The organism is Kribbella solani (assembly GCF_014205295.1).
Taxonomy (GTDB): domain Bacteria; phylum Actinomycetota; class Actinomycetes; order Propionibacteriales; family Kribbellaceae; genus Kribbella; species Kribbella solani.
Map to the genome: position 1 here is coordinate 3,906,853 of NZ_JACHNF010000001.1, position 12,864 is coordinate 3,919,716.

10 protein-coding genes are annotated in these 12,864 nt (G+C 69.8%); 4 read left to right on the forward strand and 6 right to left on the reverse strand.

All coding sequences use genetic code 11. The annotated features are described in order from the left end of the window. Positions 1-17 precede the first annotated feature (17 nt). On the forward strand, positions 18-1,307 hold the full coding sequence (locus HDA44_RS17740; protein ID WP_202888283.1) for a nicotinate phosphoribosyltransferase: 1,290 nt from the start codon (positions 18-20) through the stop codon (positions 1,305-1,307). Further along, the gene (locus tag HDA44_RS17745; RefSeq protein ID WP_184835809.1) at positions 1,304-1,777 is read left to right on the forward strand and encodes a MarR family winged helix-turn-helix transcriptional regulator; all 474 of its coding nucleotides are present in this window, start codon (positions 1,304-1,306) and stop codon (positions 1,775-1,777) included. Before HDA44_RS17740 ends, HDA44_RS17745 begins: the two co-directional genes overlap by 4 nt. 18 nt (positions 1,778-1,795) lie before the next feature. On the opposite strand, the gene HDA44_RS38555 is transcribed toward HDA44_RS17745, so the two are convergent. Together HDA44_RS38555 and HDA44_RS17755 are read right to left on the reverse strand one after the other, a co-directional pair. Then, a complete protein-coding gene (locus HDA44_RS38555) occupies positions 1,796-3,019 on the reverse strand; it encodes an FAD-binding protein (protein ID WP_337906086.1) in 1,224 nt (407 codons plus the stop codon). Continuing rightward, complete coding sequence (locus HDA44_RS17755) at positions 3,007-3,210, reverse strand: hypothetical protein (RefSeq protein ID WP_184835811.1); 204 nt, start codon at positions 3,208-3,210, stop codon at positions 3,007-3,009. The genes HDA44_RS38555 and HDA44_RS17755 overlap by 13 nt, the downstream gene beginning before the upstream one ends. On the opposite strand from HDA44_RS17755, the gene HDA44_RS17760 reads away from it, so the two are divergent. Further along, positions 3,203-4,201, forward strand: coding sequence for a YdcF family protein (locus HDA44_RS17760; protein ID WP_184835813.1), 999 nt, complete (start codon positions 3,203-3,205; stop codon positions 4,199-4,201). The genes HDA44_RS17755 and HDA44_RS17760 overlap by 8 nt on opposite strands. A 14-nt stretch (positions 4,202-4,215) precedes the next feature. Here the strand turns inward: HDA44_RS17760 and HDA44_RS17765 are convergent, their stop codons facing one another. The 4 genes from HDA44_RS17765 to HDA44_RS17780 form a co-directional block, all read right to left on the reverse strand. After that, positions 4,216-4,995, reverse strand: coding sequence for a TSUP family transporter (locus HDA44_RS17765; protein ID WP_184835815.1), 780 nt, complete (start codon positions 4,993-4,995; stop codon positions 4,216-4,218). 68 nt (positions 4,996-5,063) lie between these two features. After that, a complete protein-coding gene (locus HDA44_RS17770; RefSeq protein ID WP_184835817.1) occupies positions 5,064-5,729 on the reverse strand; it encodes a response regulator in 666 nt (221 codons plus the stop codon). Then, positions 5,726-6,907: a histidine kinase gene (locus HDA44_RS38560; protein ID WP_184835819.1), complete on the reverse strand. Its 1,182-nt coding sequence runs from the start codon at positions 6,905-6,907 to the stop codon at positions 5,726-5,728. The genes HDA44_RS17770 and HDA44_RS38560 overlap by 4 nt, the downstream gene beginning before the upstream one ends. 66 nt (positions 6,908-6,973) lie before the next feature. Then, positions 6,974-8,530, reverse strand: coding sequence for a WD40 repeat domain-containing protein (locus HDA44_RS17780; RefSeq protein WP_184835822.1), 1,557 nt, complete (start codon positions 8,528-8,530; stop codon positions 6,974-6,976). Between the two features lie 203 nt (positions 8,531-8,733). Here HDA44_RS17780 and HDA44_RS38565 point away from each other — a divergent pair, with 203 nt between their 5' ends. After that, positions 8,734-12,864 (forward strand): LamG-like jellyroll fold domain-containing protein, encoded by a 4,131-nt coding sequence (locus HDA44_RS38565; RefSeq protein WP_184835824.1) that lies wholly within the window; start codon positions 8,734-8,736, stop codon positions 12,862-12,864.

Sequence of the window (12,864 nt, forward strand, 5' to 3'; positions counted from 1 at the left end):
ACCATTACGAGCTGACGATGCTGCAGGCCAGTCTCGCCGACGGCACGGCGGAGCGCCGCTCGGTCTTCGAGCTGTTCGCCCGCCGGTTGCCGGACGGCCGCCGGTACGGCGTGCTGGCCGGCGTGAACCGGCTGCTCGACGCGCTCGAGCAGTTCCGTTTCGACGAGCCGGCGATCGCCTTCCTGGCCGATCACGGCGTCGTCGACCAGGCTACCCGGGACTGGCTGGCGGACTACCGGTTCAGCGGCGACATCTCCGGGTACGCCGACGGCGAGATCTTCTTCCCCGGCTCCCCGGTGCTGGTGGTGGAGGCGAGCTTCGCCGAGGCAGTACTCCTGGAAACCGTTTTCCTTTCCATCCTCAACCACGACTCGGCAGTCGCCTCGGCGGCGTCCCGGATGACCTGGTGGGCCGGCGGCCGGCCGTGTATCGAGATGGGTTCGCGGCGTACCCACGAGGAGGCGGCGGTCGCGTCCGCGCTGGCGGCGTACATCGCCGGCTTCACCGCGACGTCCAACCTGGAGGCGGCCCGCCGGTACGGGATCCCCAGCACCGGCACCGCCGCGCACTCGTTCACCTTGCTGCACGACCAGGAGCGCGACGCGTTCCGCTCCCAGGTCGATGCGCTGGGCAAAGGTACGACGCTGCTGGTCGACACGTTCGACGTGGCCGAAGCGGTCCGGACCGCGATCGAGCTGACCGGCCCGGAGCTCGGCGCGGTCCGCCTGGACTCCGGCGACCTGCCGTCGCTGGCCGGCCAGGTCCGCGAACAGCTCGACTCGCTCGGCGCGACCAAGACCCGGATCATCGTCACCAGCGACCTGGACGAGTACCAGATCGCCGCGCTCGCCCCGGCCCCGGTCGACGGGTACGGCGTGGGTACGTCGCTGGTCACCGGCTCCGGCTACCCGACCTGCGGTTTCGTGTACAAACTGGTCGCCCGCGAAGACGCGAGCGGTGAGCTCGTCCCGGTGGCGAAGAAGAGCCCGGACAAGATCTCGATCGGCGGCCGGAAATGGGCGCTGCGGCGGCGTACGCCGGCCGGCGTCGCCGAGGTCGAGCTGATCGGCGTCGGCGAACCACCGGTCGACGACGGCGACGATCGCGTACTGCTCAAGCCGCTGGTGGAGTCCGGCAAGATCGTCGGCCGCACCACGCCGGCCGAATCGCAGGCCCACCACGAGAAGGTACGCGACGAGCTGCCCCGATCGGCCAGCCAGCTCAGCCGCGGTGAGCCGGTGATCCCGACCGAGTACATCGGCGACTACGACGCCCGAAACCCGTTCCGGGCGCGGAGCCACACATGAGTGCAACCGAGAAGCAAACGTGGTCCCCCGACGCGCCGGCGGACGAGGCGGACGTACTGATCGCGCTGCGCTTCGCCGACCGCGCCGCCCGCAAGGCAGTAGCCGAGGAGCTGAGCGGGACTGTCCTGCACACGGGCCAGGAGCTGGTGCTCGCCAAGCTGCTGCTGCACGGATCGCTGACGGTGGCGCGGCTGGCCAAGGTCCTTGACGTCGAGGTGCCGACCGCGACCAAGACCACCCAGCGGATGGAAGCGGCCGGGCTGGTCCGGCGGGTGCGGAGCGCGACGGACGGCCGGCAGGTCGGCATCGAGCTGACCGACCACGGCGTCGAGCTCGCCCACACCGTTCAGGAGGTGTACGACCGGGCCGGCCGCCGCGCCCTGGCCGGCCTCGGCCCCGAGGACCGCCGTGTCCTCCGCAACCTGCTCTGGTCCATCACTGGCAACATAGAAGACCTCAACCAGCTCTAGAAACTAGGTGTGCCGGCCTTAACCCCGAGGCAGGTAAGTGTCCAGGTACCCGTTGCGGAACTTGCCGTTCGGGTCGTGCGTATTTGCCAGCGCGATGAAGTCCTGCACCTTCGGATACTGCTCGGTCAGCCCGGTGAAGACCTTGCCCCAGTGCGGCCGCGCGCCCAGCGGCGCCAGCGCCGCTTCGAGCGCGTCGACCACCGGGCGTACCAAGCTCTCGTCCTGAATCCAGGTGAAGTGCAAAGCGACCGTGTCCCGGCCCTGGCTCGGGCTCAGCCAGAGGTCGTCGGCGGCGATCGTCCGCACCTCCGACACTTGCAGTACCGGCGCGAACCGGTTGCCCAGGGCACGCAGTACGCCGATCGCCTCGCCCGCCCGGTCACGCGGTACGAAGTACTCCGACTGCAATTCGTCGCCGTTGCTCGGCGTGAACTCGAGCCGGAAATGCGGCAGCCGCTCGTTCCACGGCCCCGGCACCCCGCCTTGCTGGGTGGCGTACCCGGCCGGCATCACCTTGATCGGATGCCGCGGCCCGTCCGCCAACCGAGCGCCGAGCCATTCCGGCGCGGGTGCCTCCAGCTCGCGCCGTTTGCGCCAGACCATCACGTCCGGGTCGACCCAGTCGGTGAAGGCGCTGACGCTGTAGGCGCTGCTCATCACCGCGTCGAAGTCCGATTCGAGCCGGTCGACCGGTAGCCCGTCGTACACCACCTGACTGATCTGGTACGCCGGCTGCACGTCGAGGGTCAGGCTCACCACGACGCCGAGCGCCCCGAGCGAGACCACCGACCCGGCGAAGTCCGGATCGGCCCGAGTCAGGGTCACCAGCTCGCCGTCCGCGGCCACGAACGTGATGGAACCGACCGCGTCGGCCAGCGGACCGTTGCCGTCACCGGAGCCGTGCGTACCGGTCGCACAGGCGCCGGAGACCGAAATGTGCGGCAGCGACCCGAGGTTGTGCAGCGCGAGCCCTTGGGCCTGCAGCGCGGCGGTGATCTCGCCATACCTGAGTCCGGCCGACACCGTCACGCCGTCCGCGCCGACGTCGACCACCTTCGGCAGGTCCAGCACGCTGACCAGCTCGCCGGTACTGTCCGCGATCCGGTTGAACGAGTGACCGGTGCCGAGCACGCGGACCTTCGCCGCCGCGGCGACCAGCTCCTGCAGTTCCTCGACCGTCCGCGGCCGCCGGAGCTCGCTTGCGAAGTGCACGTTCCCAGCCCAGTTCGTCACAGCACCCACGGCCCGACCTCACTCTCCTCGATGAACCCGACCCGGACGATCCAGCAGACGATCACCGCGCCACCCGGCCGCCCGAGCGTCGCACACCACCGCCGCTTCCGCCGCTCCGCGTCCAAACCCCGGGCGGCCCTCCGGGCGTGGGAGACCCGGCCGCGGCCACGGAGCGTGATTTGATGACGCCCGATGTTCATCTGTTTCGGGATCGCCGCGTTCTGGTTCGTGGTCTTCGGCGTCAGCTTCCTGCGCGACCGGCGGCTGTTCAAGAACGGGATCTTCCTGGTCCTGACGCTGATGTTCGCCGGCCTGGGCGTGATCCTCGCGGTCGAGACGATCAGTCAGCAGGCCGCGCGGGTGCTGGTGCTGCTGATCCTGGCCGCGATCCCGGTCGCGATCTTCGTCCTCGCGGTGTTCCTGGTGATCAACGGCGTCACGATGCTGCGCCGCGAACGCCGCCGGCTGTCGAACCTGCTGTCCTTGCTGGTCGGCCTCGGCATCATCGGCTTCGTCATCTTCAGCGTGCTGGTGCAGAAGATCGGATGGGAACCGCTCGCGATGGTCCGCTGGGCGCTGCTCGGCGTACTGACGTACATCTCCTTCCTGTTCCTCTGCTTTCTGCTGTACGCGTTCGTGTACAGCCGGGTGCGCTCTTCGCGGAAGGTGGACTTCGTCGTCGTACTCGGCTCGGGACTGATCGGTTCCCGCGTACCGCCGTTGCTGGCCAGCCGGCTCGATCGCGCCAAGCAGGTGTACGAGCGCGCGCTCCGCAAGGGACGTTCGCCCCGGCTGATCACCTCCGGCGGGCAGGGCCCGGGCGAGGACCTGCCGGAATCGCACGCGATGGCGGCGTACCTGGTCGCGCAGGGCGTGGCCGCCGATCAGATCATCCGCGAGGACAAGTCGACGACCACCTGGGAGAACCTGATCTTCAGCCGCGATCTGATGGCCGGGGAGCGGCCGCAGTACCGGTGCCTGATCGTGACGAACAACTTCCACGCCTTCCGGGCCGCGATGACCGCCCGGAAGGCGAAGGTCAACGGGCAGGTGATCGGCTCCCCGACCGCGGCGTACTACTGGCCGACGGCAACGATCCGCGAGTTCGTCGCGATCCTGGTCAGCCATCCGTACCTGAACGGCGGGATCTGCCTGCTGATCGTAGCGGGCGCGATCCTGTCGTACCTCTAGCGCGGCGTCAGGATCTAGCGCAGCATCAGGCACGCGGCGATGATCCCGGCGAGGACGATCAGGGCGCGGAGGAGCGGGGCGGGGAGGCGGCGGCCGAGGTGGGCGCCGGCGTAGCCGCCGACGAGGGAGCCGGCGGCGAGCAGGCCGGCGGCGGTCAGGTTCAGGTCGGCGATGAAGACGAAGATGATGCCGGCGACCAGGTTCGCGGCGAACAGGGCGATCGTTTTGAGGCCGTTGACCACGCGGAGGTCGAGGTCGAGACCTACGGCCAGCACGGCCATCATCATCACGCCGGCGCCGGCGCCGAAGTAGCCGCCGTACACGCCGGTCAGGGTGGTGAAGACAGTGGTTGCCGGGGACAACGATCGGTGGAGGCGGCGCGGGTGCTCCGAGCTCGGGTGGTTCGAGCGGGCGCGGAGGCGGCGGGAGATCAGCGGCTGGACGCCGACGATCAGGCAGGTGAAGAGGATCAGCCAAGGTGCGGCGGTGGCGAAGACCTGGGATGGTAGGGCGAGTAGCAGTACCGCGCCGCCGATCGCACCCAGGGCGCAGAGCAGGACGACTGTGATCGTTTGCGCGCGGGGGATCTCGCGTAGTTCGCGGCGGTAGCCGAACGTACCGCTGAGTGCGCCGGGGAGTAGACCGAGGGTGTTCGAGGCGTTCGCGACCACCGGCGGGATGCCGAGCGCGATCAGGACCGGGAAACTCAGCAGTGAGGCGACGCCGACGGTCGAGGTGAGTATCCCGGCACCCAGCCCGGCACCGACCACCGCCAACTGCTCGGCCCCGGTCACCCGTATCTCACCTGTCCGCTCACCGCCCCCGATTATCGATCACACCACCACACACCCGACTGTGGGGGTCACCGGCCGCGGGGTTGGACGAGGTTTGATTCGTAGGCTGCGATCACCAGCTGGGCTCGGTCGCGGGCCTGGAGCTTCGCGAGCAGGTGGCCGACGTGGGACTTGACGGTGCCGTTGCCGACGTGCAGATGAGCGCAGATCTCCTGGTTCGACAGGCCGCGGGCGATCAGCGTCAGGACCTCCCGCTCGCGGTCGGTCACGCCGTCCAGCCCGGACAACGGTGCCTGCCCCGGCTCGGCCATCCGGGCGAACTCGGCGATCAACCGCCGCGTCACCGAGGGAGCAAGCAGCGCCTCACCCGACGCGACCACCCGGATCGCCTGCAACAGCTCGGCCGGCGGAACATCCTTCAGCAAGAACCCGCTGGCGCCCGCGCGCAGCGCCGCGTACACCGCGTCGTCCAGATCGAACATGGTCAGGATCAGCACCCGCGCCGCGTTGCCTTCCGCGCACAGCTGCCGGGTCGCCTCGATCCCGTCCAGGCGGGGCATCCGGACATCCATCAGTACGACATCGGGCCGCTCCCGCCGCGCCAGCTCGACCGCCTCGGCGCCGTCGGCCGCCTCACCGACAGTCGTCAGGCCGGGCGTGGTGTCGATCAGTACGCGGAAACTGCCCCGCAGCAGCGCCTGGTCGTCGGCGACCAGGACCTTGATGTCGTTCATGCGCTCCCCCGGTGGTACGGCAGCCGGACCACTACCTCGAAACCGCCGGCGGTGCCTGGTCCGGCGCGGTACGTTCCGTCGTACACGCTGACTCGTTCCCGGATTCCGATCAGGCCGTGACCATCGCCGACGGCATCGGCAGCGCCAGTACCGTCGTCGGTGACGGCGAGGTCCACCGCGTTCGCGTCGCCACGTACGACGACGCTGCATTGCCGAGCCTGGGCGTGTTTCGTCACGTTGGTGAGGCACTCCTGCACGATTCGGTGGACGGTCAGCTCGACCGCTTCGGGAAGCGGCTCGGATACTTCGATGGTGAGCTCGACGCGTACGCCGGTCGACTCGACCCGCGCGGCGAGGTCCGGGAGCGCGGCCAGTCCGGCCGGTGCGGCGAGGTCGGCGGGCTCGTCGGACGTACGCAGCAGGCCGAGCATGTGCCGGAGCTCGACCAGTGCGTCCCGGCTGGTCGACTCGATGACCGACAGCGCGTCGGACACCTCCTCCGGGCGTACGGCGAGGACGTGGTTCGCGACGCCTGCTTTGACCGCGATCAACCCCATGCTGTGGGCAACGATGTCGTGCAGCTCGCGGGCGATCCGGAGCCGTTCCCCGGCCACTGCTCGCTCGGCCAGCGCCTGGGCGGCGCGAGTCGCCGCGGCTCGGCGGTCGCGGACAACCTGGCCGAGTACCCAGGCGCCGTACATTGCCGCGATCCCGGTGAGGACGAGGGTGACGCTGAACTGACCGGCCGGGGCGCCGGCCATGAAGGCGAGGAGAAGGATCAGGAATCCGCCTCCGCCGGCCAGACCGATCAGGCGGCGGCTGGACACCGGGTGGGGCGCGGGGCGGGTCAGGGCGACGTAATAGAGGACGTAGGACGCGGCGAGTAGCGGGTCGCGCAGGGCTTCGACGCTGACGGCGATCACGGAGACGACGGCCACGACGGCGAGGGCCGGCATCGGCCAGATCCGGCGTAGCGCCATCGGCAGTGCGAAACCGACGGCGACCAGCGCACTCCATCCCCGTCCGGCCGATTCGGCGGCGATCCCCACGACCACCGCGTACCCAACCGCAACGACCACGTCGGCAACAACCAACTGCCGCCGACTCAACCCGTGCCCACCGCCGACAGCGGTGACCGGCTGCCGGCGGCTCAGCTCGTGGCCCCTGCTGTCCGTCACGGTGTGAACCTATCCGAGCGGGCCAGCCGCCGCCTCGGCCCGTGGTCCGTCGGCCCGGGGTCCGACTCAGCGCACCTTCACGCTGACCGTCGGGCTCTTCCGGGTGTTGCGGCCGTCGCTGACCAGCACGTGGTACGACAGCGTCTGCCCGCTGGTCAGGCCGGAGTCGGTCATGGACGTGACGGCCGCCTTCGTCCAGGAGTTCGACGAACGGGTGTACGCACCGACGCGGGTGTTGCCGCGGTACACCAGGTACGTGAGCGAGATGTTGTCCCGGTCGAGCACCGTCGGGAAGGCGATGGTCACCTTGTTCGGGCGCGCGCTCGCAACCTTCGGCGCCGCCGGACGGGCCGGCGCGGCACCACCGGGCACGTTGGTGAACCGCGTCAGCCCTTCCTGCGGTACGCCGTTGACCTGGGTGAAGTCGCCGCCCGCCCAGAGGTCGTTGCCGCCCGACGCGAACGCCAACGGGCCGACCAGCGTCTCGCCACCCGCGTTGGTGTTCGGGAACCACGGCCCGAGCTTGCCGGTGAGCGTGCTGTACACGAGCAGGTGATGCATCCCGGTCTTGTCCGGGAACTCGCCGTCCGCGCTGCAGTCGTGCGCGTGCGAACCCTTGTACAACCAGTTGCCGATCGCCTTGATCGCCTCGGTGGCACCCAGACAGTGGCTCTGCCAGATCAGCTTGCCGCTCTTCGCATTGGCGGCGAGTACGCCGTCGTAGCAGCCGACGCCCGCGCCCGCGTTTGCCGCGAACACCTTGTCCCCTTGGACTTCCAGATCCTTGACGCGACTGTCGCAGCCCGGCGTCAGCTCCGGGATCGCCGCGGCCGCGGGCATCGCGTACGCCGCGCCGGTGCTCGGGTTGACCATGGCGAGGGCGTGGTCGTCGCGGCCGCCGATCTGCGTGAACCCACCGCCGACGAACACCCGCGAACCATCGGTGGACGTCTCCAGCGCGTGGACGTCGTCGTCGGCATCGGGATTCCAGGGCAGCAACGCGCCCGTACTCGAACTGACCGCGGCGACCCGGTTGCGGGCCACCTTGTCCACCAAGCGGAACGAACCGCCGAGGTACACGGTGCTGCCGGTCACCTTCAGTGCCGCGACCCGGTAGTTGACCGCCGGATCCCAGCCGGCCACAAGCTTGCCGGAGGCAACATCGAACATCGCGACCCGGGACCGCGGCACCCCGTCCACGACGGTGAAGTCGCCGCCGATCACCACCCGCTTGCCGTCCGGCGAGGTGGCGACGCTCCAGACCGGCCCGTTCACCCGCGGCGCGAACTTGGTCGGTACGCCGGTGGTCCGGTTGAAGACCGCGAAGTACTTCCGCGGCGCGTCACCGACACCACTCGCGTTGCCCGGCGGGCGGACCCGGGTGAACAGCCCGCCCGCGAAGACCAGGTCTCCGCTGACGGCCAGCGTGTTCACGCTCGCGTTGGTCTGCCAGGCCTTCGACTGCACCGACGACACCGCCGACCCGAACCCGCGCGGCGCGCTGGTCCCAGCCTGCGCGGCCTGATCAGCCTCGGTAGCGGCCTGTACCTTCGGCCCGGCCGGCACCAGCGCCGCGACCAGCACGACCGCGCCGGTACCGGCAGCGAGAACAGCCTTCTTCATGAGCGAATCCCCCAGGGCCTCGCGCTGGCGGAAGCTACCGGCCCACATCTCGGTGACAATCTGCCGTCAAACAGTAACTGCCGGCACAGGTCCGGTGGTCACCGGCCCAGCCGCCGACGCCGCGCAAGCCGCGCGCAAGGCCGGCGCAAGTCCCCCTCCCTACCGTGGTCGCGCCGCGGTGCCCGCCACGGCACAGTCCTCCGGTGCGTGCCCGTCGCGCGCCCCGCGCCACCTGTGAGGTCCCGATGTTCGGTCCCCGATGGCTCTCCCCGGCTCGCTGGATCGCCGCGCTGCTGCTGGCGGTGGCTCTGGTCGCCACCGTCGCCGTTCCCGCCCGGGCCGGCGACGAACCACCGGACGGCGACCTGCCGCTGCCCGAGTGTCCGGCCTTCACCGGCGATCCGTCCGCCGCCGACGAGTTGGAGGCGTACAAGCTCGCGCTCGCCTGTGGCGTCAACATCGAGGTCATGTCATTGCGGGACGTCGATCGGCAGGCGTACGCGACGCCGGCCGGTCTGCTCGACACCCAGATCGCGGTCGAGCCGTACTGGGTCCAGAACGCGGCCGGCGCCTGGGTCGACATCGATCCGGGCTTCGTCGCCCGGCCGGACGGTTCCGCCCAAGCGGCGGCGACGGTGATCCGAGTCGAGACCGGTGCCGGCGGGACCGCGCCGTTCGTGACCGCGACCGACGCGGACAGCGGCGCACTATCGCTGACCTGGCCGAAAGGCTCCCTTCCCAAGCCGGTACTGAACGGAGCGGTGGCCACGTACCCGAATGTGCTGCCCGATGTCGACCTGGCGGTCCAGGCCGAGGCGGTCGGCTTCTCCTGGGTGCTGGTCGTGAAGACCGCGGAGGCGGCGAAGAATCCGGAGCTCGCAACCATCCGGGTCGGGATCACGACGACCGGGCTGACCGTGGCGGAGGACCCTGAGGGCACTGGGTCCGGCCGCGTCGATGTACTGGACGCGAGCGGCAACGTGGTCTTCGAAGCCGGGCAGGGCATCATGTGGGATTCCTCGACGGCCGGTACCGCCCGAAGCCCGCGCCCCGCCAGTACCACCCCTACCGCCACACCTACCACCACCGGGGCCGACCCCGGCCGGATCGGCGAGGTCGACGTCCGGAAGACCGGGACGGGGCTCACCCTGACCCCGGACCCGAAGCTGCTCGCCGACCCGGGCCTGACCTTCCCGCTGTACATCGACCCGCCGTTCACCTCCACCCGCAAGGCCTGGGCGAACGTGTTCCAGGGGCGGGCGAGCACGGGCTGGACCGGCGACACCAGCTGGCCACGGTCCGGCGGTATGCGGGTCGGCCGGGACACCTGGAGCACCTGCGGCGACGGCTGTGGTTTGTGGCGATCGGTGATCAAGCTCGACATCGGGAAGCTGAACGGCAAGTACATTGCCTCGGCGAGCGTCAACATGCTGCAGACCCATACCGGTGGCTGCGCGAACCAGGGCCTGCAACTGTGGCGTACCGCGGAGATCTCGAACGGGACCTCCTGGAACGGCGTCGACTGGCTCTACGGCGATCCGCTGCAGTCCAAGTCGGTGCCGTCGTCGAACACCACCGGCTGCTCGGGCAAGTCCGACGAGTGGGTCGAGTTCGACGGCGCGAACGTGAAGAAGCGCGTCCAATCGGCGGCCGACCACAAGTACGACGCGATCAGCTTCGGCCTGCGGTCGTCCGACGAGGGCTCCCGGGACGCGTGGCGGCGGATCAAGACCTCCACGGTGAAGCTGCACGTCACTTACTACATCTACCCGCCGCACCCGGACCGGCTGACGGTCGACGGTGCCGGCTGCGACCCCACCGAATCCGGTTCACCCTGGGTCAACGAGCGGTACCCGGTCTTCTCCGCGCGGGCCCGGTCGTCGGAGTCCGAGTCCGTGTACCTACGGTTCCGCGTACGCAAGGTTGCCGAGGAGACCAACTTCTTCTGGTACCGCACGCCGGCTCCGATCGCGGCCGGTGCAACACACGCCAAGAAGACCACCACCGCGTTGCCCGATGGCCCGTACAAGTGGCAGGCGCGGAGCGACTCGCGCCAGACCGAAGCGGTGAACTCCGGCTATACGGGCTATTGCTACTTCAAGGTGGACGCGACGACACCGACCGTACCGGTGGTGACCGGGCCGACGGGGGCTGTCACCGAAGGTACGACCGTCAGCCTGCCGATCTCGGCCACCGACCCGTTGGTGAACGGTTCCCGATCGGGCCTGAACCGCTTCGAGTACTCCTGGAACACCGACACCTTCGATCAGCAGGTTGCGTCGACCGGTACGGCGACGATCAAACGTCAGGCGGTCGCGGCGGGGCGGCACGTCCTGTACGTCCGCGCGGTCGACAACGCCGGCAACAAGTCGAGCCACAAGGTGTTCACCTTCTTCGCCGGCCGGAACATCCCGGCCACGCCGATGGCCGCCTGGCGGCTGGGTGGGGATCTCGTCGACGACACCGCGCACGGCAAGAACCTGACCGTCCGTACCGGCACCCCGGGCTTCGCGACCGATCCCGGCGATCCCGCGAACACCGCGGTCAAGTTCGGCGGCAACGACTGCCTCAGCGGACCGACGACGATCCGTACCGACGCGGCCTTCACCGTCGCCCTGTCGGTCCGGATGGACGCGATCAGCGGCAGCGGGTACTCGAAGGTGCTTGCCCAGGGCAACGCGAGCCACTCGATGTTCCAGATCCAGCACAACAGTACTGACAACCGGTGGTCGTTCTCCCTGGTGGACGCGCCGGGCGACACGTACGGCTGGAAGAGCGTCAGTATCGCCAGCCCGGTCGCGCTCGGGAAGTGGTTACGGATCGTCGCGACGTACGACCCGGACGCCGGGCTGTCGAGGCTGTACTTCAACGGCACCCAGGTCGGTGAACTCCCGGTCAGCTTCACGCCCTGGAACGCGACCACCTTCTTCAGCCTCGGCTGCCTGCCGACCGCGAGTGGCCGCGCCGCGCACGGGTTCACCGGCGCGGTGGACAACGTCGGCCTCTGGCAGGGCTTGCTGACCGCGGCCGACATCAAGGCCGGCGCGGTGCTGCCGGCCGGCGAGGTCGCGCGCTGGGAACTGCGCGGCGACGGCACCGACAGCAGTGGTTTCGATCGAGGCCTCACGCTGCCCGCCTCGGCCGAGCCGGACTTCGACCCCTTCGGCCGGCCGGATGGCGCACTGGTCCTGGACGGACAGTCCTGCGCGACCACGAATCCACCGATCGCGCCGTCCGACGCGCCCTTCGGGATCGGCGCGTGGGTCAAACCGGCCCGGCTGACCGGAGGCCGTCAGGTCCTGTTCTCCCAGTCCGGCTCGGCCGGCGCCGGGTTCGCGATGATGATCACCGCGGACGGCAAATGGGAGCTGGGCGCGGTCTCCCAGCTCGGGACCGCGACGATGGCGCCGCGCTCCGCAGGCTCCTACACCCCGCCGAAGCTCGGCTGGCAGTACGTCGAGTTCCAATACCACGGCGACGGGCAGTGGGTGGTGAGCGTCGACGGCGGCCGCGGGCAGTCCTGGTCGCGGGGCGTACCCGGTATCGCGAACGCGCCGCTGAAGGTCGGCTGCCTCGATACCGGAACGGGGCCACGGGACGGTTTCGAGGGCATGCTCCACGACGTCCAGGTGTGGCGCGGCATCAAGCCGGTGACCTCGCCGCGGACCTCGCCACCGGCCGAGCTCGCGTCGTGGTGGGCACTCGAGGAGAGCGGAGCCGACGAGTCCGGTAACGGCCGGAACCTCAGCTTCAGCGCCGAACCCCGGTTCAACGACGGCTGGTGGGACAACCCGGACAGCGCGCTCGAGCTCACCGGTTCGAGCCATGCGGCGACCGCCACACCGGTCGTCGGCACTGATACCTCCTTCACCGTCGGTGCCTGGGTGCGGCTCGACTCACTCGGCGCCGACCAGACCGTGCTGTCGGCGGCCGGCGCGAACACGACCGGCTTCGCGCTGCGATTCAACGCAAGCGAGCAACGGTTCGAATTCGGGATGGCGTCGCAGGACGCCGGTACCGACGTCACCTACGGCTGGGCCCGCGGCGGCCCGGCGCCGGTAGTGGGCACCTGGTACTTCCTCGTCGGCAGCTTCGACCTGCGCACCAAGGCGACCCGCCTGTATGTGGACGGCGCCCAGGTCGCCGCCGGCACCGGACCGGCTCGCCCTTGGAAGGCCGCGGGGCCGTTCGCCCTCGGCGCGGCCGCCACCACCAGCGGTACGCCGTCGGGCCACCTGACCGGGCGCATCGACGATGTCGTTGCCTGGCGCAACGTCGTCTCCGCTCACGCGGTCGCGAACATGTTCGGCACCAATGAGAAGGCGGTGAGCTAG

Excerpts from the sequence above, each read along its gene's own strand:
- HDA44_RS17740 (WP_202888283.1), top strand. The coding sequence starts at position 18 with ATGCTGCAGGCCAGTCTCGCCGACGGCACGGCGGAGCGCCGCTCGGTC.
- HDA44_RS17745 (WP_184835809.1), top strand. The coding sequence starts at position 1,304 with ATGAGTGCAACCGAGAAGCAAACGTGGTCCCCCGACGCGCCGGCGGAC.
- HDA44_RS17760 (WP_184835813.1), top strand. The coding sequence starts at position 3,203 with ATGTTCATCTGTTTCGGGATCGCCGCGTTCTGGTTCGTGGTCTTCGGC.
- HDA44_RS17755 (WP_184835811.1), bottom strand. The coding sequence starts at position 3,210 with ATGAACATCGGGCGTCATCAAATCACGCTCCGTGGCCGCGGCCGGGTC.
- HDA44_RS17770 (WP_184835817.1), bottom strand. The coding sequence starts at position 5,729 with ATGAACGACATCAAGGTCCTGGTCGCCGACGACCAGGCGCTGCTGCGG.
- HDA44_RS17780 (WP_184835822.1), bottom strand. The coding sequence starts at position 8,530 with ATGAAGAAGGCTGTTCTCGCTGCCGGTACCGGCGCGGTCGTGCTGGTC.